Annotated in this window: 14 protein-coding genes; 7 read left to right on the top strand and 7 right to left on the bottom strand. The window is 59.9% G+C overall.

Annotation, left to right across the window (positions count from 1 at the left end):
• Window positions 1-51: 51 nt before the first annotated feature.
• From acnD to M3P88_RS04125, 5 genes are all read left to right on the top strand, one after another.
• The gene (gene acnD / locus M3P88_RS04145) at window positions 52-2,673 is read left to right on the top strand and encodes a Fe/S-dependent 2-methylisocitrate dehydratase AcnD (protein WP_249614803.1); all 2,622 of its coding nucleotides are present in this window, start codon (window positions 52-54) and stop codon (window positions 2,671-2,673) included.
• 84 nt (window positions 2,674-2,757) lie between these two features.
• Window positions 2,758-3,954 carry a 2-methylaconitate cis-trans isomerase PrpF gene (gene prpF / locus M3P88_RS04140; protein ID WP_249614802.1) on the top strand — a complete coding sequence of 399 codons (1,197 nt, stop codon included), beginning with the start codon at window positions 2,758-2,760 and terminating at the stop codon, window positions 3,952-3,954.
• A 151-nt stretch (window positions 3,955-4,105) separates the two neighbouring features.
• The gene (locus M3P88_RS04135) at window positions 4,106-5,734 is read left to right on the top strand and encodes a methyl-accepting chemotaxis protein (RefSeq protein WP_249614801.1); all 1,629 of its coding nucleotides are present in this window, start codon (window positions 4,106-4,108) and stop codon (window positions 5,732-5,734) included.
• A 141-nt stretch (window positions 5,735-5,875) separates the two neighbouring features.
• Window positions 5,876-8,032, top strand: coding sequence for a methyl-accepting chemotaxis protein (locus M3P88_RS04130; protein WP_249614800.1), 2,157 nt, complete (start codon window positions 5,876-5,878; stop codon window positions 8,030-8,032).
• A gap of 91 nt (window positions 8,033-8,123) precedes the next feature.
• Window positions 8,124-9,902, top strand: a complete 1,779-nt coding sequence (locus M3P88_RS04125) for an aminopeptidase P family protein (RefSeq protein WP_249614799.1) — start codon at window positions 8,124-8,126, stop codon at window positions 9,900-9,902.
• Window positions 9,903-9,996: 94 nt separating this feature from the next.
• Here the strand turns inward: M3P88_RS04125 and M3P88_RS04120 are convergent, their stop codons facing one another.
• Window positions 9,997-11,316 carry a hemolysin family protein gene (locus M3P88_RS04120; RefSeq protein WP_249614798.1) on the bottom strand — a complete coding sequence of 440 codons (1,320 nt, stop codon included), beginning with the start codon at window positions 11,314-11,316 and terminating at the stop codon, window positions 9,997-9,999.
• A 239-nt stretch (window positions 11,317-11,555) separates the two neighbouring features.
• On the bottom strand, window positions 11,556-12,527 hold the full coding sequence (locus M3P88_RS04115) for a M14 family metallopeptidase (RefSeq protein ID WP_283773108.1): 972 nt from the start codon (window positions 12,525-12,527) through the stop codon (window positions 11,556-11,558).
• A 173-nt stretch (window positions 12,528-12,700) separates the two neighbouring features.
• Here M3P88_RS04115 and M3P88_RS04110 point away from each other — a divergent pair, with 173 nt between their 5' ends.
• Complete coding sequence (locus M3P88_RS04110; protein ID WP_249614796.1) at window positions 12,701-13,423, top strand: phosphatase PAP2 family protein; 723 nt, start codon at window positions 12,701-12,703, stop codon at window positions 13,421-13,423.
• Between the two features lie 96 nt (window positions 13,424-13,519).
• On the opposite strand, the gene M3P88_RS04105 is transcribed toward M3P88_RS04110, so the two are convergent.
• The 5 genes from M3P88_RS04105 to M3P88_RS04085 all read right to left on the bottom strand — a co-directional run bounded on the left by M3P88_RS04105 (window position 13,520) and on the right by M3P88_RS04085 (window position 18,597).
• The gene (locus M3P88_RS04105; RefSeq protein WP_249614795.1) at window positions 13,520-15,823 is read right to left on the bottom strand and encodes a Tex family protein; all 2,304 of its coding nucleotides are present in this window, start codon (window positions 15,821-15,823) and stop codon (window positions 13,520-13,522) included.
• Window positions 15,824-15,896: 73 nt separating this feature from the next.
• Window positions 15,897-16,253, bottom strand: a complete 357-nt coding sequence (locus M3P88_RS04100; RefSeq protein WP_249614794.1) for a SpoIIAA family protein — start codon at window positions 16,251-16,253, stop codon at window positions 15,897-15,899.
• 37 nt (window positions 16,254-16,290) lie between these two features.
• Window positions 16,291-17,160: a DMT family transporter gene (locus tag M3P88_RS04095; RefSeq protein ID WP_249614793.1), complete on the bottom strand. Its 870-nt coding sequence runs from the start codon at window positions 17,158-17,160 to the stop codon at window positions 16,291-16,293.
• 19 nt (window positions 17,161-17,179) lie between these two features.
• A complete protein-coding gene (locus M3P88_RS04090) occupies window positions 17,180-18,064 on the bottom strand; it encodes a DMT family transporter (RefSeq protein WP_249614792.1) in 885 nt (294 codons plus the stop codon).
• Window positions 18,061-18,597, bottom strand: coding sequence for a hypothetical protein (locus M3P88_RS04085; RefSeq protein WP_249614791.1), 537 nt, complete (start codon window positions 18,595-18,597; stop codon window positions 18,061-18,063). Before M3P88_RS04085 ends, M3P88_RS04090 begins: the two co-directional genes overlap by 4 nt.
• Before the next feature lie 253 nt (window positions 18,598-18,850).
• Here M3P88_RS04085 and M3P88_RS04080 point away from each other — a divergent pair, with 253 nt between their 5' ends.
• Entirely contained in the window at window positions 18,851-20,383 is a 1,533-nt protein-coding gene (locus M3P88_RS04080) for a methyl-accepting chemotaxis protein (RefSeq protein ID WP_249614790.1), read from the top strand.
• Window positions 20,384-20,444 lie beyond the last annotated feature (61 nt).

Genomic DNA, 20,444 nt, shown 5'->3' with positions numbered 1-20,444 from the left:
CCGGCTCCCCCTTGCCGCATGCATGCCTACCCTATTGTGATGACCGACACCATGAATACTCGCTACCGCAAACCCTTGCCCGGCACCGGCCTTGACTATTTCGACACCCGCGCCGCCGTTGACGCGATCGCACCGGGCGCTTACGCCAAACTGCCTTACACCGCGCGCATCCTGGCTGAAAATCTGGTGCGCCGCTGCGACCCCGCCACGCTGACCGACGCCCTCAAGCAGCTGATCGAGCGCAAGCGCGACCTCGACTTCCCGTGGTATCCGGCCCGCGTGGTCTGCCACGACATTCTGGGGCAGACTGCGCTGGTGGATCTGGCCGGCCTGCGCGATGCCATTGCCGATCAGGGCGGCGATCCGTCGCAAGTCAATCCGGTGGTGCCGACCCAACTTATCGTCGACCATTCACTGGCCGTCGAGTGCGGCGGCTTCGATGCGGATGCCTTCGCCAAAAACCGCGCCATCGAAGACAGGCGTAACGAAGACCGCTTCCATTTCATCGACTGGACCCGTACCGCATTCAAAAACGTCGATGTCATTCCGGCCGGCAACGGCATCATGCACCAGATCAATCTGGAAAAAATGTCGCCGGTGATTCAGGCGCGTGACGGCGTCGCCTTTCCGGACAGCTGTGTCGGCACCGACAGCCACACCCCGCATGTGGACGCACTGGGCGTGATCGCCATCGGCGTTGGCGGTCTCGAGGCCGAAACCGTGATGCTGGGCCGCGCCTCGATGATGCGCCTGCCCGACATTGTCGGCGTCAAGCTGACCGGCACGCGCCAAAGCGGCATCACTGCCACCGATATCGTGCTGGCACTGACCGAGTTCCTGCGCAAGGAGCGCGTCGTCTCGGCCTGGCTCGAATTTTTCGGCGCGGGTGCCGACAGCCTGTCTATTGGCGACCGCGCCACCATCTCCAACATGACGCCAGAGTTCGGCGCCACGGCCGGCATGTTCTACATCGACGCGCAGACCATCAGCTATCTGAAGCTGACCGGGCGCGAGCCTGAGCAGGTGGCACTGGTCGAGAACTATGCCAAGACCACCGGCCTGTGGGCGGACAGCCTTGCCGACGCCGAATACGAGCGCGTGCTGGAATTCGATCTGTCCAGCGTCACGCGCAATATGGCCGGCCCGTCCAATCCGCACAAACGCCTGCCGACGACCGAGTTGCAGGCACGCGGCATTGCCAGCGAAGCCCAGCTTGCCGCCGCCCGCACCGAAGAAGCACAAGGATTGATGCCGGACGGCGCAGTCATCATTGCAGCCATTACCAGCTGCACCAACACCAGCAACCCGCGCAATGTCGTCGCGGCGGCACTGCTGGCGAAAAAAGCCAATGAACTGGGGCTGACCCGTAAACCGTGGGTGAAATCGTCGTTTGCGCCGGGCTCCAAGGTAGCCGAGTTGTACCTGAAAGATGCCGGCCTATTGGGCGAACTGGAACAACTGGGTTTTGGCATCGTCGGCTTCGCCTGCACCACCTGCAACGGCATGTCCGGCGCGCTTGATCCGGCCATCCAGCAGGAAATCATAGCCCGCGACCTGTACGCCACCGCCGTGCTGTCCGGCAACCGCAACTTCGATGGCCGCATCCACCCCTACGCCAAACAGGCCTTCCTCGCCTCGCCGCCGCTGGTGGTGGCCTACGCCATTGCCGGCACCATGCGCTTTGATATCGAAAAAGACGTACTGGGCATGGCAGGCGGGCGTGAAATCCGTCTGGCCGATATCTGGCCTTCGGATGCGGAAATCGATGCCATCGTCGCCCAAAGCGTCAAGCCCGAGCAGTTCAAGCAGGTCTATATCCCGATGTTCGATCTGGGGGTGGCGCAACAGGCCGACAGCCCGCTGTATGACTGGCGAGCGCAAAGCACCTATATCCGCCGCCCGCCCTACTGGGAAGGCGCACTGGCCGGCGAGCGTACGCTCAAGGGGATGCGGCCGCTGGCGCTATTGCCGGACAATATCACCACTGACCATCTGTCGCCGTCCAATGCCATTCTGGCCAACTCGGCTGCCGGCGAATATCTGGCCAAGATGGGCCTGCCGGAGGAGGACTTCAACTCCTACGCCACGCATCGCGGCGATCACCTGACTGCACAGCGCGCCACCTTCGCCAACCCCAAGCTGATCAATGAAATGGCCGTGGTCGATGGCCAGATCAAGCAAGGCTCGCTTGCCCGCGTCGAGCCGGAGGGCAAGGTGATGCGCATGTGGGAGGCGATCGAGACCTATATGGCACGCAAGCAGCCCTTGATCATCATTGCCGGTGCCGACTATGGCCAGGGTTCCTCGCGTGACTGGGCAGCCAAAGGCGTGCGCCTAGCCGGCGTCGAGGCCATCGTCGCCGAGGGCTTCGAGCGCATTCACCGCACCAATCTGGTGGGCATGGGCGTGTTGCCGCTTGAATTCAAACCCGGTGTCACCCGCAAAACCCTGGCGCTGGATGGTACGGAAAGCTACGACGTACTGGGTGCGCGTACCCCGCGCGCGACGCTGACGCTGGTGATCAAGCGCAAAAATGGCGAGCAGGCCGAAGTGCCGGTCACCTGCCGCCTCGACACCGCCGAAGAAGTCTCTATTTACGAGGCAGGCGGCGTGTTGCAGCGCTTCGCGCAGGACTTCCTCGAGTCCAGCAAGACGGAAGCGGCCTTAGCGTAAGCGCCAGCTTTAGAGATGTTAGCCGCCAGAACATGCACATCAGTCTGGCGGCGGCTAAGCAATACATAGATCAGGAACTCAACCATGGCTCACCTTCCCCAGATCAGGGTTCCCGCCACCTATATGCGTGGCGGCACCAGCAAGGGCGTACTCTTTGCCCTGCAAGAGCTACCGCTTGCGGCACAAGTAGCCGGCGCGGCGCGCGACGCGCTGCTGATGCGCATCATCGGCAGCCCCGACCCGTACGGCAAGCAAATAGACGGCATGGGTGGCGCGACCTCGAGCACCAGCAAAACCGCGATTGTCAGCAAGAGCACGCAGGCAGAACATGATGTCGATTATCTGTTCGGCCAGGTATCCATCGACAAGCCCTTCGTTGACTGGAGCGGCAACTGCGGCAACCTCACCGCCGCCATTGGCTCTTTCGCCATCAGCAAAGGGCTGGTCGATCCTGAGCGCGTACCGGACAACGGCATCTGCACCGTACGCATCTGGCAGGCCAATATCGGCAAAACCATCATCGCACATGTGCCGATGACCGCAGGTGCGGTGCAGGAAACCGGCGACTTTGAACTGGATGGCGTCACCTTTCCCGCCGCCGAAGTCGCCATCGAATTTCTGAATCCGGCCGCCGACGAAGATGGCGCAGGCGGTGCAATGTTCCCGACCGGCAATCTCGTGGACGAGCTGGAGGTGCCTGGTATTGGCCGCTTTCAGGTCACGATGATCAATGCCGGCATCCCGACCGTGTTCGTCAACGCGGCCGATATCGGCTACACCGGCACCGAACTGCAAGATGCCATCAATCATGACAGCGCGGCACTGACCCGCTTCGAAACCATCCGCGCCTATGCGTCACGCGCCATGGGGCTGATCCAGGATGTGGACGAAGCCGCAAAACGCCAACACACACCCAAGATCGCCTTTGTGGCCCCGGCGGCCGACTATCTGTCGTCCAGCGGCAAGGCCATCAAGGCCGGCGAGATCGATCTGCTGGTGCGCGCGCTATCCATGGGCAAACTGCACCATGCAATGATGGGTACCTGTGCGGTGGCCATCGGCACGGCCGCCGCCATTCCGGGCACGCTAGTCAATCTGGCCGCCGGTGGCGGCGAGAAGAGCGCAGTACGCTTCGGCCACCCGTCCGGCACCTTGCGCGTGGGTGCCCAGGCGCAATGGGAAGATGGCCAGTGGCGCGTGACCAAGGCCGTCATGAGCCGCAGCGCGCGCGTACTAATGGAAGGCTGGGTACGCGTCCCCGCAGACAGCTGCGCGTCTTGACCCGTTAAACAGCAATGCGGTTCCATTTGCGACCCCGGCCTTGCGCCGGGGTTTTGTTGTATGCGGTTTGACTTTTATCAATCTTTATCATCTCAAATGACATATTAATAAGTTATACTTTCCGGATTCCTTTCAGGTATGGATATTCTTCATGCGCAAATTCTCCGACTGGCCGATCTGGCTACGCCTGACTTCCGCCATCTGGCTTTGTCTGGCGCTGGCATTAGGTGGCTTGATTACCTGGGAAACCCGCGTCAGCCGCGAAATCGCCGTCGATCAGGCCAAGGGCTTGGCCCACAGCATGAACGAAATGACACTGGCCGGACTGACCGGCATGATGATCACCGGCACCGTGGCACAGCGCGATGTTTTTCTGGACCAGATCCGGGAGTTATCCAGCGTGCACGACCTGCGCGTATTGCGCGGCGAAGGCGTCAGCAAAATATTCGGCCCGGGCAACGGCGGCGACAAAGCCCGCCCGGTTGACGATATCGAGCGCCAGGCGCTCGCCAGTGGCAAGCCTTATATCGCCATCGAAAGCTCACCGGCTCAGGGCGAGATGCTGCGCGTCGTCTATCCGGCGCTCGCATCCAGCAACTATCTGGGCAAGAACTGCATCAGCTGCCACCAGGTCGCGGAAGGCACTCCGCTAGGCGCCGTAAGCATGCGCATCTCCCTGACCAAGACCTATGCGGCCGTAGACGGTTTTCGCAATCAGAGCATCGCCTTTGCCCTGCTGATGTCGCTGCCGCTGATGGGACTGATCTTCCTGTTTATCCGCCGCTTCGTGACCCGTCCGCTCAACGAGATGTCGCAAGGGCTGGCAGAACTGGCCGGCGGTGATGGCGACCTGAGCCGGCGCCTGCCGGTTGCCAGCCGTGACGAAATAGGCATCGCGGCATTCCGCTTTAACCGCCTGCTGGAAACCATCTCGGCACTGGTACGCGATGTTAGTCATTCGGCCGGTGCCGTCGCGACCGCTGCGCACACCCTGTCCAGCCATGCCGCCAGCCTGGCGCAAGGCTCGAAATTGCAAAGCAGCCAGTCACAAGCCGCCACAAGCGAAGTCGAAACACTGGCCCAACATATCGTGGCCATTGCCGGACAAGCCGGCACGGTACGCGATATTTCAGCACGGAGCTGCGAACAGTCGGAGAGCGGGCGCCAAAGTCTGGCACAACTGCGTAGCGAGGCCTTGCAAGTCGAACAGGCCGTGCGCCTCATGGCCGATGCCGAAAATGATTTCATGCACTCGACCTCGGCCATCAACGACATGACACGCCAGGTACGCGAAATTGCCGAACAAACCAATCTTTTGGCCTTGAACGCAGCAATCGAGGCGGCGCGAGCAGGCGAAGCCGGCCGCGGTTTTGCCGTGGTCGCCGATGAGGTACGCAAGCTGGCAGAGAAATCCGCCGCCTCAGCCGCACAAATCGATAAGGTAACCTCGGCACTCGGGCCGAAATCACTGGCCGTGCGCGAGGCATTGACACACAGCCTGAGCCGCTTGGCGTCCAGCCAGCAATCGACAGAACAGGTTGTCGCCGTACTGGACGCGACCCGGGTTTCGGTCGCCGATGTCAGCCAGGGTCTGGATCAGATTGTCGGCGTGACCGAGCATCAAAAAGCCAGCAGCGACGTTGTCATCCACAATATCGAAAGCATTGCCGAGCGTGCACGCGAAAACGACATTGCTATTGGCCACACCGTTCAGGCGGTGGCCGAGCTGGACAAGCTGGCCTCGACGCTACAAGAGTCGGTTTCGCGCTTTCGCACCTGACGCATTCATCTAGCTGCATCGCCATACGATCGCAAGTCTATCCAGCTAAAACGGCAGCGCCCCATGCGCTGCCGTTTTGTTTTACCGGCCCGGCACTGGCACGCTATTTGCATATCCGTTTTATCGAAAATGGAGGCCACCATGCAAAATATGCTTAAAAGCACACTCATGGTACGCAGCACACAGGAACAACGCTGGCTACCCCTGTTTGGCAAGACCGGAAAAATCGCCATGCGCTGGTCCTGCTTCCTCAATCGCGACCGCTATTCGGTACTCGAAGACATCTTCGAAAATTTTGCCCGCACCCGGGTAGGAATACTGCTCGACTGGACAACGCAACACTGGCAAGCTCTGGAGAGTTTGGGCAAACACCTGTCCTGCCTGGAACAGGACAACTATACGGCCGCGCTTGAAGAGGCTTATGCCACCTTAAGCGAGGTAACCGAGCTATTTATCCTGTCACCGCAAGGACAGCTTCTGGCGAGTACCGCCAAACACAAACGCTCGCCAGCCACACCTCCTCCCCCCTTGCTGCAACAGGGTCTTGGCAGGCAGGTACTGTACGGACCGTACCGCGACGAGGAAACCCTAAGTCTGGGTGCCCGTAGTTCACGCTTTCACGATGCCGTGACCCTGATGTTTCACCAACCGCTGATACGCGACGGTGCAAGCTGGGGCTGTCTGTGTGCGCGCGTGCCCAACGATGTACTGGGCGATCTGATCCAGCGCGAAGCCGGGCATATTTTTCACGAGTCGGGCGACAACTACCTGTTCATGGTCAAGCCGGTTGTTGACCCTTCCATTCGCCCCGGCACCGCTTTATCGCGATCGCGTTTCGAAGACCGTACTTTCAGCGGTGGCGACAACCTGAAGGATGGCGTGACTACATCCTATGGCACGGTACGGATACGCGAGCACACTGAACTTGAGCTGCTGTTCAATGACCCGGCAAATGGCGAGCTACACCCGGGCGTACGTGAAACCATACGCCGCGGCGAAAACCTGTTTGTCACCTATCCTGGCTACGCCGACTACCGCCATATCCCCGTTGTCGGCAAAGGCATCAGCTTCAAGCTGCCCGGCTCGCCTGACACCTGGGGCATGATGTGCGAAGCCGACCTTGAAGAGGTCTACCGCTACCGCTCGGTCAGCTACCAGTTAAGCACCCGCTTTCTGGGCCTCCAGTTGGCATTGACGACAGCCACGCTGGCGGTCACCCAATTTACCGCACTGCCAGGCATGCTGCAGGCCGGTGCGGCACTGGCTTTGGCCCTTGGCGGAACGCTGGGGTTTCATACGCTGTTTGCAAAACCGCTGGCGCAACGCATGCGCGCCATGTCGGGGATGATACGCAATGTTGCAGAAGGTGCCGGCGATCTGACCTTGCGCATCAAGCGTGACTCGCTGCGCCACGATGAAACCGGCTTAATGGCCCAATGGGTCAACAGCCTGATTGATAATCTGGATTTGACGCTGGGTCGCTTACTGGGCGTCAGCCGCCTGCTTGGACACACCAATTTGCGCATGAGCGAACACAATCAGGCTGCAGGTGTCGCCGCCACTCAGGTACAAAGCACGGTAGCCCGCACACGGGAAGGGCTGCAAATGCAAGCGTCCATACTCGCCGACGCCAACCGCTACGCCGATCATGTCCGCGACGCCATGCACGAGCAGAACAACAACAGCCGCAGCCAGATGCAGACCGTCAGCGAACGCACCGGCAGCATTCGCCAGACCGTCGCCCAATCGGCATCGATCATCGACTCGCTAGGCGACAGCACACAACAGATCAGCAGTGTGGTCGGCCTGATTCAGGACGTCGCGGACCAGACCAACTTGCTGGCGCTGAATGCCGCCATCGAGGCCGCGCGTGCCGGTGAGGCCGGGCGCGGCTTCGCCGTAGTCGCGGACGAAGTCAGAAAACTGGCCGAGCGCACCCGCAGCAACACTGAAGACATCCGCAATATGATCAGCAGCGTGCAGCAACAAGCGGCCAGTGCGGCCACCAGTATGCAGTCCGGCATGCGGGATCTGGAAGAAGGCTTGCAACTGGCCGAAGCATCGGCCGGGGAAAACCCGGAAATACAAGCACTCGTCGATGGTCTGATTGGCATCATCCAGCAATTGTCGCAGGCCGGCCACGAGCGTCTGCATGAAGCCGAAGAGATCGGCGATGTCAGCATAAATCTGGGGCAAACTCAGGCGGCGCTGGCCGGCAGCGTAAACGAAGCGCGCAACGGCATCGACGGCCTCACCCTGCTGGCGGGCAAATTCCGTGTCTCGCAACTTACACACTAGCGCCAAGATGCAAAGCTGGCGGCCGTGATCCGCACTTGCCGCCAGCGTCCCCGCCGCCGACAATGGGTGCCTATCCGCAAAAGGAAGCCCCATGAACCCAGCCTTGACCCGCCTGCGCCAGCATATGGCTGCGCTAGGCTTTGATGCCTGCCTGATTCCATCGTCCGACCCGCACCTGTCCGAATATCTGCCCGGGCACTGGCAGGCACGACAATGGCTATCGGGTTTTACCGGTTCCATGGGGACGCTGATTGTCACTCCGGATTTTGCCGGTCTTTGGGCAGACAGCCGCTACTGGACACAAGCCGAACAGGAGCTGGCCGGCAGCGGCGTCAGCTTGGTTAAGGTTGAAACGGCCGCCAGCACCCAGCATCTTGATTGGCTGGCCAGTCAGCTAAGAGCGGGTCAGGTACTGGCAGTCGATGGCGATGTGCTGTCGCAAGGCGCGACCCGCGCCCTCAAGCAGGCACTCAGCCGTAGCGGCGTCATGCTCCACACTGCACTGGATCCGGTCGCGGCCATCTGGAGCGAACGCGCGCCACTGCCAAACGCGCCCGTGTACGAGCATCTGCCGCCGGCCGCTTGCGAAAGCCGTGCCGACAAGATCACACGCGTACGCAGCGCCATGGCCGCGCAAGGCACCAACTGCCACTGGCTCTCGACACTGGACGATATCGCCTGGCTGCTCAACCTCAGGGGGAGCGATGTCAGCTACAACCCGGTCTTTCTTGCCCATCTGCTGCTGAGCCGCGACAGCACTACCCTGTTTGTCGGCATGGACAAGCTGGATGCGGCCCTTGTCGCACGGCTTGCCGCCGATGGCGTCACGCTCGCCCCCTATGACCACGCCAAAGCGGCGCTGGCTGCACTCGCGCCGGATGCCGCGCTATTGCTGGATCCGGCACGGGTTACCCAAGGTTTCGTCCAAAGCGTGCCGGAGCACGTACGCATCATCGAAAACATCAACCCCAGCACGCTATTCAAGTCATGCAAAAGCAAGGCTGAAGCCAGCCAGATCCGCGCCACCATGGAACAAGATGGCGCGGCACTGTGTGAATTTTTTGCCTGGTTCGAATCGGCCATAGGCCGCGACCGCGTGACCGAGCTGGATATCGACACCCAGATTACCGCCGCGCGCGCGCGCCGGGCGGGCTTTGTATCCGAGAGCTTTGCCACCATTGCCGGTTTTAACGCCAACGGCGCCTTGCCGCACTATCGTGCCACCGCTGCCGCACACGCGACCATCACGGGCGATGGCTTGCTGCTGATAGACTCCGGCGGCCAGTATCTGGGCGGCACCACCGACATTACCCGTGTGCTCGCGGTGGGTACACCGAGTGAAGCGCAAAAGCGCGACTTTACGCTGGTACTCAAGGGGGTGATTAATCTGTCACGCACCCGCTTCCCCAAAGGCACGCTGTCGCCCATGCTGGATGCGCTGGCGCGTGCACCGCTATGGCGCGAAAACATAGACTTCGGCCATGGCACCGGCCACGGCGTCGGCTATTTCCTGAATGTGCATGAAGGCCCGCAAAGCATCTCGCGCGCCCTGCCCACCCCGCACATGGCGATGCGCGAGGGCATGGTGACTTCGATCGAGCCGGGCATTTACCGCCCCGGGCACTGGGGGGTACGCATTGAGAATCTGGTGTTGAACATCGACGCAGGCAGTAGCGAATTCAATGAATTTCTCGCCTTTGAAACGCTGACGCTGTGCCCGATCGATACGCGCTGCATAACGCTGGCGCTACTGGACACGGCTGAGCGCGACTGGCTGAACGCCTATCACGGTGAAGTACGCACACGGCTACTGCCGCATGTAGCAGGCGCGGCCCGCGACTGGCTGCTGGCGTCCACTGAGCCTGTTTGATGCAGGCGCCAGTATCCGAAGCGCGCCTAGCTCGCTAACAAAGCCGCGGGTGACCAAACACCCGCGGCTTGCCGGAAAGTAGCGGCTCACCGCCCTATCGGCCCACTCCGTCCGGCGTACTGCCATCGGGCTCAGCCAGCTCGCGGCTGGCCAGCACCTTGTCGATGCGCATCTCGTCCATATCGACCACTTCCAGCCGCCAGCCCTGCCAGCACACGATATCGCCCGTGCGCGCGACCCGCCCCTGCAACAACATGATCATCCCCGACAAGGTGTGATAACGCCCCTTGTCCTCCTCCGGGGTCTCCTTGAGCGAAAGCTTGTCCTTGAGTTCGGGCACCGGAATCGAGCCGTCCAGCAACCATGAACCATCCTCGCGTTGCAAGGCCCAGGCGTCGTCGGCGTCTCGTGGGGTGAACTCGCCGGTCACCGCTTCCAGCAGGTCATGCAGCGTGACAATACCCTCGACCTCGCCGTACTCGTCGATCACCATCGCCATCTGCGTACCGCCGGCGCGAAACTGTTCGAGCAACTCCATCCCGGTCAGCGTCTCCGGCACGAACAAGGCGGGTTGCAGCAGCGACGCCCAGTCCGGCTCGCCGCCGGCCAGTGCCGCAGTCAATACATGCTTGGCATTGGCCACGCCGCTGAGCCGGTCCAGCCCACCGGCACAGACCGGATAGCGGGTAAACTCAGAACCGGTCATGCGCGCCAGATTGTCGGCAAACGGCAAGGTGGTATCGAGGCTGACCACGTCGGCGCGCGGAATCATCAAGGACGAGAGCTGACGGTCATCGAGACGGAAGACATTGCGCAGCATTTCGTGCTGGTGGGTGTCGATGGTGCCGCTCTCGCTCCCCTCGTCCAGCATGGTCTGGATCTCTTCCTCGGTCACGCCGCTGGCAATCTGGTTGCGCACGCCCATCAGGCGCAGCAAAGCCTCGGTCGACAGCGCCAGCAAGTGCACGAACGGTCGGGTGGCCAGTGCCAGATATTGCATTGGGCGCGCGACCAGACGGGCGATGGTCTCGGGCGCCATCTGGCCGATCCGTTTGGGCACCAACTCCCCCACCACGATAGAGACGTAGGTGATCACAATCACTACCCCCACCGTCGCGCCAACACTCGCGCCATGCCCGGGTACGCCCAGCGACACCAGCCACACGGCCAGCGGCTCGGCCAGTACCGCCTCGCCGAAGATACCGTTAAGAATACCGATCGAGGTAATGCCAATCTGTACCGTCGACAAAAAACGGGTCGGCTCCTCGCCCAGCTTGAGTGCGGCAGCAGCGGCGTGGTCACCGCTATCGGCAAGCTTGGACAGGCGTGCGCGGCGCGCAGTCACCAGCGCAATCTCGCTCATGGCAAACACGCCGTTCAGAATAATCAGACCAATCAGGATCAGCACTTCCACGAGATCGCCTCCTGTCGGAAACGCGCGTGGCAGCACAAGGGGAATGCAGGATGAACAGCAGAACAGCTAGAGGGGGAAGGGTCCATAGGATCACGGGCAGGCCCGCAGTCATTCCTTGATAATAAAAACAGCTAGATCTTACCTGTATTTTGCATACCTGCAAGATCTCAGCCGCCAAAGCGTGCCACATGAATACGCGCAAGCTGGCGCGACTTCGCCAGCCTTGCAACAGCGTTCGCTTAGCCTAAACGCCCCGACTCGCGCGCCAGATAAAACCACTCCTGCCCCACCTGCGACTTCACATTAGGAAATACGATGCGCCCGTCGTCCACGGCCAGCACCGGCGTACCGTCGGCGCGGGTGGCGATTTGCTCACCTTTTTTGACCTCGTCAAAGCTGACCCACTCGCGCACAAACTGATCATCGGCGTGCATGCGGTCAATCACCTCATACAACGACAGCGCCTCCATCCCGTCAACCGGAGCAGGTGCCGGGGCATCAATCAGCCCCAAATGCGCCAGCGTGTTAAGGATGGCCTGATACGCCACATCGGGCGCGGCTGGATCTTGATGCTGACCGCACTCCAGCGTCAGCGCCCAGCCGCCACAACGGCGCATCCATTCGGTCGTACCCATGCCATAGCACGGGTCGGTATTTAGCTGCATCTGGCGCGAGTCCGCTTCGCCGAACAAGGCCACCCGCCGCTTGACCCCCAGCGCGTAGGTCGACAACCAGCCATCCACCGCCCGGCTCACCCCCAAACAACGTGCCAGTGCTTCCTCCTTGGCCGCATGCATAAACGGCTCCAGCGTACCGGCATTGTCATGCGGCCCCATAAACACAAAAGCCTGCCCCTTGGACTGGAAGGAATGCAGATCCAACAGCACATCGTGCTGCGCCAGCAGCGGGCATAGCCAATTGGCAATGCGGTCTTCAAACTCCAGCGGTGTAGTGGTCGGCGCGAAATTGCGGTTAAGGTTGCGATCCCCCGAACGCTCGCCCTTGTTGTAAGCCAGCGGATTCGTCACCGGCACCAAGGTCACGCAGCCTTGCTTGAGCACGCGTGCACCGCTCTCGAATTCGGCCAGCAGGCGGCGGATACCCAAGGTGCCGCATACCTCGTTACCGTGCACCGCACCCAGCACGATTAATCGCGGACCGGTTTGGGGAGAAGCAAATTGATAGGATGAAAATTGCAAAGGGATAGGCATGGCGCACTCGCAGTTTGGCAATCCCCAGAAGATAAACCGGATCAGTACATCATGCCAACAAGTTGACCATCCGATCGGGATGGCGGCATCAAGCCTTGCCCCCAGCCAAGCAGATACTAAACTGACACAGGGATGACAAAAACAATTACAAACAAAGAAAATAGGTGAATACGATGCCCGCTCACGACTTTCCATCCATCTCCCACTTGGACAACGAAATAGTGATGTGGGTGAATCAATTCATGCTCAAGAGCCCCTTGTTTGATGGTGTGGTTGCATGGGTGCTTGACGCTTCGATTATAAAATTTTTTCCACTGGTACTGGCTATCTGCTGGATATGGTTCAAAAACACACCCAAGCAATCGCTTAACCGGAACATCCTGCTTGAAGGCATATTGACGGGTTTCGCTACCTTGTTTTTTGCCCGTCTGCTAGCGCTGGCCCTGCCTTTCCGGGGGCGGCCTTTCACCAATATTGATCTGCATTTTGTTACCCAGCTTGCATCCAGCATGCGCACCTGGAGTTCTTTCCCCAGTGACCATGCCGCTTTGGCCTTTGTGCTGGCATCCTCGCTATTCAGGATCTCGCCAAAAATGGGGCTTTGGGCGTTTATCCATGCAACCATCTTTATTTGCCTGCCCAGACTTTATTTTGGCATGCACTACCCGTCCGACCTGATTGCCGGCGCCTTACTCGGTATCGCAAGCGTGTCTATCATCAGTCACTGGAAAGCGCGCAGCCACATCACAAGCAGACTACTGAACATTGAGCACGGCTATCCACAATGGTTTTACGCCCTGGGCTTTGCCTTGCTGTTTGAAATTGCCGAGATGTTTGACAGCGTCCGCCTGATCGCCGGCTATGTATTTCACGCTCTAAGACTGGCGCTCTCTTAAGCAAAAAACCAAGGCCCGCTTGCGCGGGCCTTGGTTCAGCAGCATGGACTTAAAAGTCTTTCACCCTATCCCAAGCGGGACGAGGTGAACAACTGCTTAGCGTTTCAGCCTTGCCAGCGCATCCGCCATGGCATTATTGGCCGGCGCTTTTTCCGGCGCCCTCCCCTTGCCACTACGCGAAGCATCGCTGCGGCCAGCCGGTGCACTGCTACGCTGGGCACCCGGCTCGTCGCTCATGCGCATGGTCAGCGCAATGCGTTTGCGCGCCACATCCACTTCCAGCACCTTGACCTGCACCACATCGCCGGCCTTGACCACAGTACGCGGATCATCGACAAATTTATTGGACAAGGCGGAAATATGCACCAGCCCATCCTGGTGCACGCCGATATCGACGAAGGCGCCGAAATTGGTGACATTGGTGACGCAACCTTCGAGCACCATGCCCGGCAGCAAATGCTTGATGTCTTCGATCCCGTCCTGAAAGGTCGCTGTCTTGAATTCGGGACGCGGATCGCGCCCCGGTTTTTCCAGCTCTTTCAGAATATCCATCACCGTAGGCAAACCGAAACGCGCATCGGTATAGTCGGATGGGCGCAGCGTCTTGATGGCGCCGGCATCGCTAATCAGTTCTGACACCGCACGTCCGGTGCGGCTGACAATCTTCTCCACCACCGGATAGGCCTCGGGGTGAACCGATGACGCATCCAGCGGATTGTCGCCGCCGCGTATGCGCAAAAAGCCGGCGGCCTGCTCGAAAGTTTTTTCGCCCAGACGCGGCACTTTCAACAGTGCCTTGCGGCTTTTGAACGCGCCGTTGGCATCACGATAGGCCACGATATTCGCCGCCAGCGTGGCATTCAATCCCGAAATGCGGGTCAATAGCGGCACCGAAGCCATATTCACATCCACCCCGACGGCGTTGACGCAATCTTCCACCACGGCGTCCAGCGACTTGGCCAACTGGCTTTGATTGACATCATGCTGGTACTGGCCGACACCGATGCTTTTGGGGTCTATCTTCACCAGCTCGGCCAGCGGGTCCTGCAAGCGCCGGGCAATCGACACCGCACCGCGCAGGCTCACATCCAGTGTCGGGAATTCGCGCGCAGCCAGCTCGGACGCCGAATACACCGAAGCGCCGGCCTCGGACACCACCACGCGCGTCATCGCCAGTTGCGGCAGTGCACGGGTCAGTTCTTCGGCCAGTTTGTCGGTTTCGCGGCTGGCCGTGCCGTTGCCGATGGCGATCAGATCAACCTGATGACGCACCGCCAGCGCCGCCAGGGTCGAGAGCGCGCCATGCCAGTCGCGGCGCGGCTCGTGCGGGTAAACGGTGGCGGTATCCAATAGTTTGCCGGTAGCATCGACAACGGCGACTTTCACGCCAGTACGAATGCCCGGGTCCAGCCCCATGGTGGCACGGGCGCCAGCCGGTGCCGCCAGCAGCAAGTCATGCAGATTGCCGGCAAACACCTTGATCGCCTCGGCGTCGGCCGCGTCTTTCAGCCGGCCCAGCAGCTCCAGTTCGAAAGACAGGAAAATTTTGGCCCGCCAGCACAGGCGCACCCCGTCCAGCAGCCATTTATCGGCGGCGCGCCCCTGATCGGCCACTGCAAAATGGCGGGCAATCAAGAGCTCATAAGCCGAACGCTCGGTAATCGGCGTTTCGTCCGGCTGGTATTTAAGGCCGAGCGTCAGAATGCCCTCATTGCGGCCACGCAGCAGTGCCAGCGCGCGGTGTGAAGGCGTACTGCGTATCGGCTCGCGATGGGCGAAATAATCGGAAAACTTGGCGCCTTCGGCTTCCTTGCCGGCCACCACGCTGCCGCTTAGCTCGCCCTCTTGCCACAATTTGTCGCGCAAAACGCCCAAAAGTGCAGCGTCCTCGGCAAAGCGTTCAATCAGAATGGCGCGAGCACCATCCAGCGCAGCCTTGGCATCGGCAACGCCCTTATCCGGGGCAATATAAGCAGCGGCGGCCGCTTCGGGCTCTTGTGAGGGATCGGCCAACAGGCTATCGGCCAGCGGCTCCAGCCCGGCTTCGCGCGCAATCTGGGCCCGGGTACGGCGTTTGGGCTTATACGGCAGGTACAGGTCTTCCAGCAGGGTTTTATTATCGGCCTCCAAAATGGCGGCCTGTAGCTCGGGGCTGAGCTTGTCCTGTTCGGCAATGCTTTTGAGTATGGTGTCGCGGCGGGCATCCAGTTCGCGCAGATAAACGAGGCGTTCATCCAGCAGGCGCAACTGGGTGTCGTCCAGACCACCGGTGACTTCCTTGCGGTAACGCGCGATAAAGGGCACGGTTGCGCCCTCGTCAATCAGTTCGACCGTGGCAAGGACTTGCGCCTCGCGGACATTGAGTTCCGCCGCGAGGCGGCTGGCAATAGACTTGATCATGCGGCTTTTCTGTCTTGGCGAAGAAAAGCCCCTACTGTAGCGGCTAAGCAGGTAAAAGCAAGCCCTGTAAACCTTACAGCGGTTCTGCGCCCTTGAGCCAGGCTTGCGCTTCTTCCAGCGTTTCAAAGTGGTGCGAACGCGCATCGGACAGCATGCCGGCAATATGGGTGGCCAGCTTGATCCACACATCCTCCACCACCAGCGCGATGCGGCCGAAGTCACTTTCATGCGCGCGCATGAATTTCACCTCCTCCAGCGCCATATCGATGGTGAAGTCCTTCAGTTCGGACAGATCCAGCAATACATCCGGTTTGCGCTGTTCGCCGGCGCGCTTCATCAGCGCCGCTTCGAACAATTTAAAATCGGCCAGGGTAAATTCGCCATACAAGGCGACATCCAGGCCATAGTCCTGCTCACGGATGGAAATCATGCGCTACACCTCTCTCGTTATTCATGCAATTAACATTCTAGCGCCGGCTAGCGAGCATACCACTGATCACAATCAATATTATTGCCGACAGCGAGACGCCGGGCAGGGATTCATCCCATAACAGCACACCCAGCAAGGTAGAGAACACCACCGTCAGGTAGGACAGATTGGCCGCCACCAGCTTATTGCCAACCTTATAGGCACGGGTCATCGCCAGTTGGGCAATGGTGGCCGTGATACCCAGCCCGGCCACCATCAGCATGGTATGGCCATCCATGGGCTGCCAGCCCTCGAACGACACCAGCACCGCCCCGCCCAGAGTCGCAATCAACGCGAAATAAAACACGATACGCCACTCAGGCTCGCCCAGACGCGCAAGCTCGCGTACATGCAGATAGGACCAGCCGGCCAGCAAGCCCGAACACAAGCCCATCAAACCCACCAGCCAGGCATCCGACGCCAGTGTCGGGCGCAATAGCAGCACAACGCCGACAAAGCCCAGCGCCAGCGCAAAGAGCGCGCGCGGCGACAGCTTCTCGCGCAAGAACACAACCGACAACAGCGCAAGAAACATGGGCGAGGTGTAATTCAAGGTCACAGCGGTCGCCAGCGGCAGATGGGCGATGGCGTAAAAGTACAGCAGCAGCGAGGTGTAAGCCAACAGGCCACGCTGGATATGGCGGCGCAGACAAGGCGTGGCAAACCGCTGCCCTTTAAGCAGGGCCGGAATTCCCAGCAGCAGCACGCCAATCAGCGTGCGCCAGAACACCAGCGCGCTCGAACTCAGACTAGCCGATCCCAGCTTGACGAATACCCCCATCAGGCCGAAGAAAAAAGCAGCCACCACCATCCAGCCCGCGCCCAGGGAAAAATCCCGCCAGCGTGCAGGCAAAAACAAATGCTTCATACCGTTCCAAAAAGAAAATTTATCCGCGCCGTGCCGCAATCACGCCGGACAGGATCACCAGCGCCATCGCCAGCAGCGCATCGCCGCTTAGGGGTTCCCCCCACAACAGAACACCAAACAGGGCGGAAAAGACGACGGTCAGATAGGCAAGACTGGCAACCAGAAAGCGCCGCCCTTCCTGATAGGCACGGGTCATCGCCAGCTGGCCGGTCAGGCCGAATAGCGCAACACCGAGTAAGGGCCCGACATTCGCACTATTTAATGGGGTAAAACCCGGGCCAAACAGCAAAAAAATCAGGCCAAAGCCGCTGGCAAGCCAGAAGAACCAGAACACTGTACGCCACGACGGCTCCCCCATCTGCCCCAGCTCGCGCACCTGAAACACGGCAAAGCCGGCACACAGGCCCGAGCCCAGACCCACCAGCGTGGCAAACCAGGCATCCGAAGCGAAGCCGGGTTTAAGCAGCAGCACCACCCCAACAAAGCCCAGTGCCAAAGACAGGCCCACGGCCGGCGTCAAGCGGTCGCGCAGCCTGATCATGCACAAGAGGACAAAGAAAAGCGGCGAAGTGTAATTCAGCGTAATCGCGCTGGACAAGGGCAAATGGGCGAGTGCATAAAACAGCATGGCCATGGAGGCGTAACCGATAACACTGCGCTTGAGATGGCCAGTAAAATGGTGCGTGCGCGACGACTGCCCGCGCAGCCGCATCACCGCGGACAGACACAAGGCTCCCAGCAAAGTGCGCCAGAACAACAGTTCGGTCGAAGAAAAGGTACGCGCGCCTTCCTTGACGAACACGCCCATCAGCGCAAACGACAGCCCGGCCAGCACCATCCAGCCGGCACCCAGCTGCCCTGCGCGCACGCGCAGCCACAGGATCTGCCTTAAGGCCGCACTCATGGCTGTTCACGCTTGCTGCTGACCGAAAACTTCAGGCACAGGCTGGAAAAAGGCTGGCGGTAATGTTTGAACTCGGACGCGTTGGCGCTGCAATCGGCCTCGAATACCCGGCGCGACGCCTTGTCCAGCTGCCATACCTTCTGGTGGCGCCGCACAATCCACAAGCCATTCTGTACATTTTCGCTTTCGCGGTAGTCCAGCAGCACACGGCCGCGCTTTTCATCCAGCTCGATACGGCTGGCGGCCTCGCGCCCGCCCTGCGCACTGCGGTAAGGCCGGATCAAGCGCTGCAAGCTGTCGCGCTTACCCAGGCGGCGCACGCTGAACACCGCGCGCGCATCGCCGCGCTCCCGGTCCTCGGCACGACGCGGCAGAACCAAAAGAGTGCGGCGCTTTTTCTCGGTCTTGCTGCTGAGCTGCCACTGCGCCGGCAAATCGAAAGTCACGGGCCAGACGGTATCGCGATAAGGTGCAGCCCATGCCCAAACAGGCAGACAGAGCAGTAAAACGGGCAACAAAGGCAAACGCAACATGAGGGCAATCGGTTTCTAGGCATGGCGAAATAGGCCGCTTTTATCATTTTGCCTCAAACCCTGCTTATGACACCAGCGATTCAGGAAAGCCCCACGTCCCAGCCAAAGGCCAAAAATAAACTGCAGCAATCCGTAACGCACGCAAAATACACCATTGTTCTAATCAAACATTTGTTTTAGAGTTCACCCACAAAACCATTTATAACCGCTACGGTTTTGATAATAAAAAACAAATCACGGGAGAGACTTCATCATGACGCTACAAAGCATCACCGAGTGGTTCATTCCTGCCGCTGTTCGCCAGCAGCAGGAACTACTCATCCGCGCACGGACCATCATCAGTGCGGCACTAACCGCAGGCCTGATCGCACCACTGTTTGCCCTGTCTTACTACAAGCTGAACCATCCGGCGATGGCAGACGGCATTTTGCTTGGCTGCCTGTTGCTATTGGCCGGCGCTTTCGCACTTAAATTCAGCGGCATGGTGCGTCTGGTTGGCGAGTACGTGGTGCTATGTATGTTCGCACTCGTTAGCTGGATGGTTTACGTTAACGGCGGTGTCATGTCGACCAGCATTGTCTGGTATGCCGCAGTACCGGTGGCGGCCATATTTATCAATGGCCGCCACTCCGGCACGGTATGGAGCGCAATGACCATTGCGGCCATCATCGTCATGCTGGTTTTGTCGGAGAATCACGGCTGGCTCCCGCCTAGCCCCATTGCCCACGAAGAATTCCCCAAGCTGCAGGCCAAATCGCTGATCGGACTCACGCTAACGGTATTCATCCTGTCGCTTTCATTTGAGAAAGCCAAAGCCCGTGGCTTCGAGAAACTGGAAGCGGCCCGCGAAGAGGCGGAAAACACGAGCCGCATCATGAAGGAGATGATGGCGCAGGTGACGCATTCTATTCAGGCCGCAACCACCGAAAGCCGCGACATCGCCAGCAGCGCCGGTCTGATGGCAGACACCATGAGCAAACAACGCCAGCGTGCCGAAAACATGGTGGAGGAAACACGGAAAATGTCGGCATTAACGCAGCAAAGTGCCCATGAGTCACAACGGGCAGCCACGATGGCCGAAGCTGCGGGCACCGCGGCGCATGCGGGCGGAGAAGCAATGGACGCCGCCGTACAGCAGCTTAACAAGGCGCGGGCCGTCATCGATGCGGCAGCAGAAAAGCTGGAGGAACTGGGCGAGCGCAGTACGGAAGTCGACAGCATTGTGCAGATGATCCGTGAAATTGCCGACCAGACCAATTTGCTGGCGCTCAATGCAGCGATCGAAGCGGCACGTGCCGGCGAGTTCGGCCGCGGTTTTGCCGTTGTCGCAGATGAAGTCAGGAAACTGGCCGAGCGCACGCAAAAAGCCACCGTGGACATCGGCGACAAGATACATCTTATTCATGAGGGTACGCAGTCATCGATTATCGCCATGCGGGAAGGCAATACCCAGATGCGAACGGGCCGCGAGCATACCCTGTCGGCACATGAAAAGCTTGGCGGAATGATCGCCAACACGCTGGAACTTGGCCATCTTCTGCAACAGGTTTCAGCGGCAGAGGCCAAGCAAAACGAAGGCTTCAGCCACTTCGCCAGCAATATTAACTCGATCGAAAGCGATACCCGGGCACTCTCTGCAGAAACCGATACCATTGCCCATGCAACCCGACAACTGGATAGGCTGATGGCGGAACTTGGCAAATCCATCACCACATTCCAGACGCGAAACACAGACGCCTACGTGGCACCCGATGTGCAGCGCGAACCGCAACGCTACTACGCCTGATCCGGTTTAAGCATCACAATGGGTGCGCATCTGGCTAGCAGCACGCACCCACTGCCTGCCT

This window comes from Craterilacuibacter sp. RT1T (genome assembly GCF_023502145.1).
Taxonomy (GTDB): Bacteria; Pseudomonadota; Gammaproteobacteria; order Burkholderiales; family Chromobacteriaceae; genus Craterilacuibacter.
The sequence above is the reverse complement of the archived record's forward strand: the minus strand, read 5'-3'. Positions and strand labels throughout refer to the sequence as shown.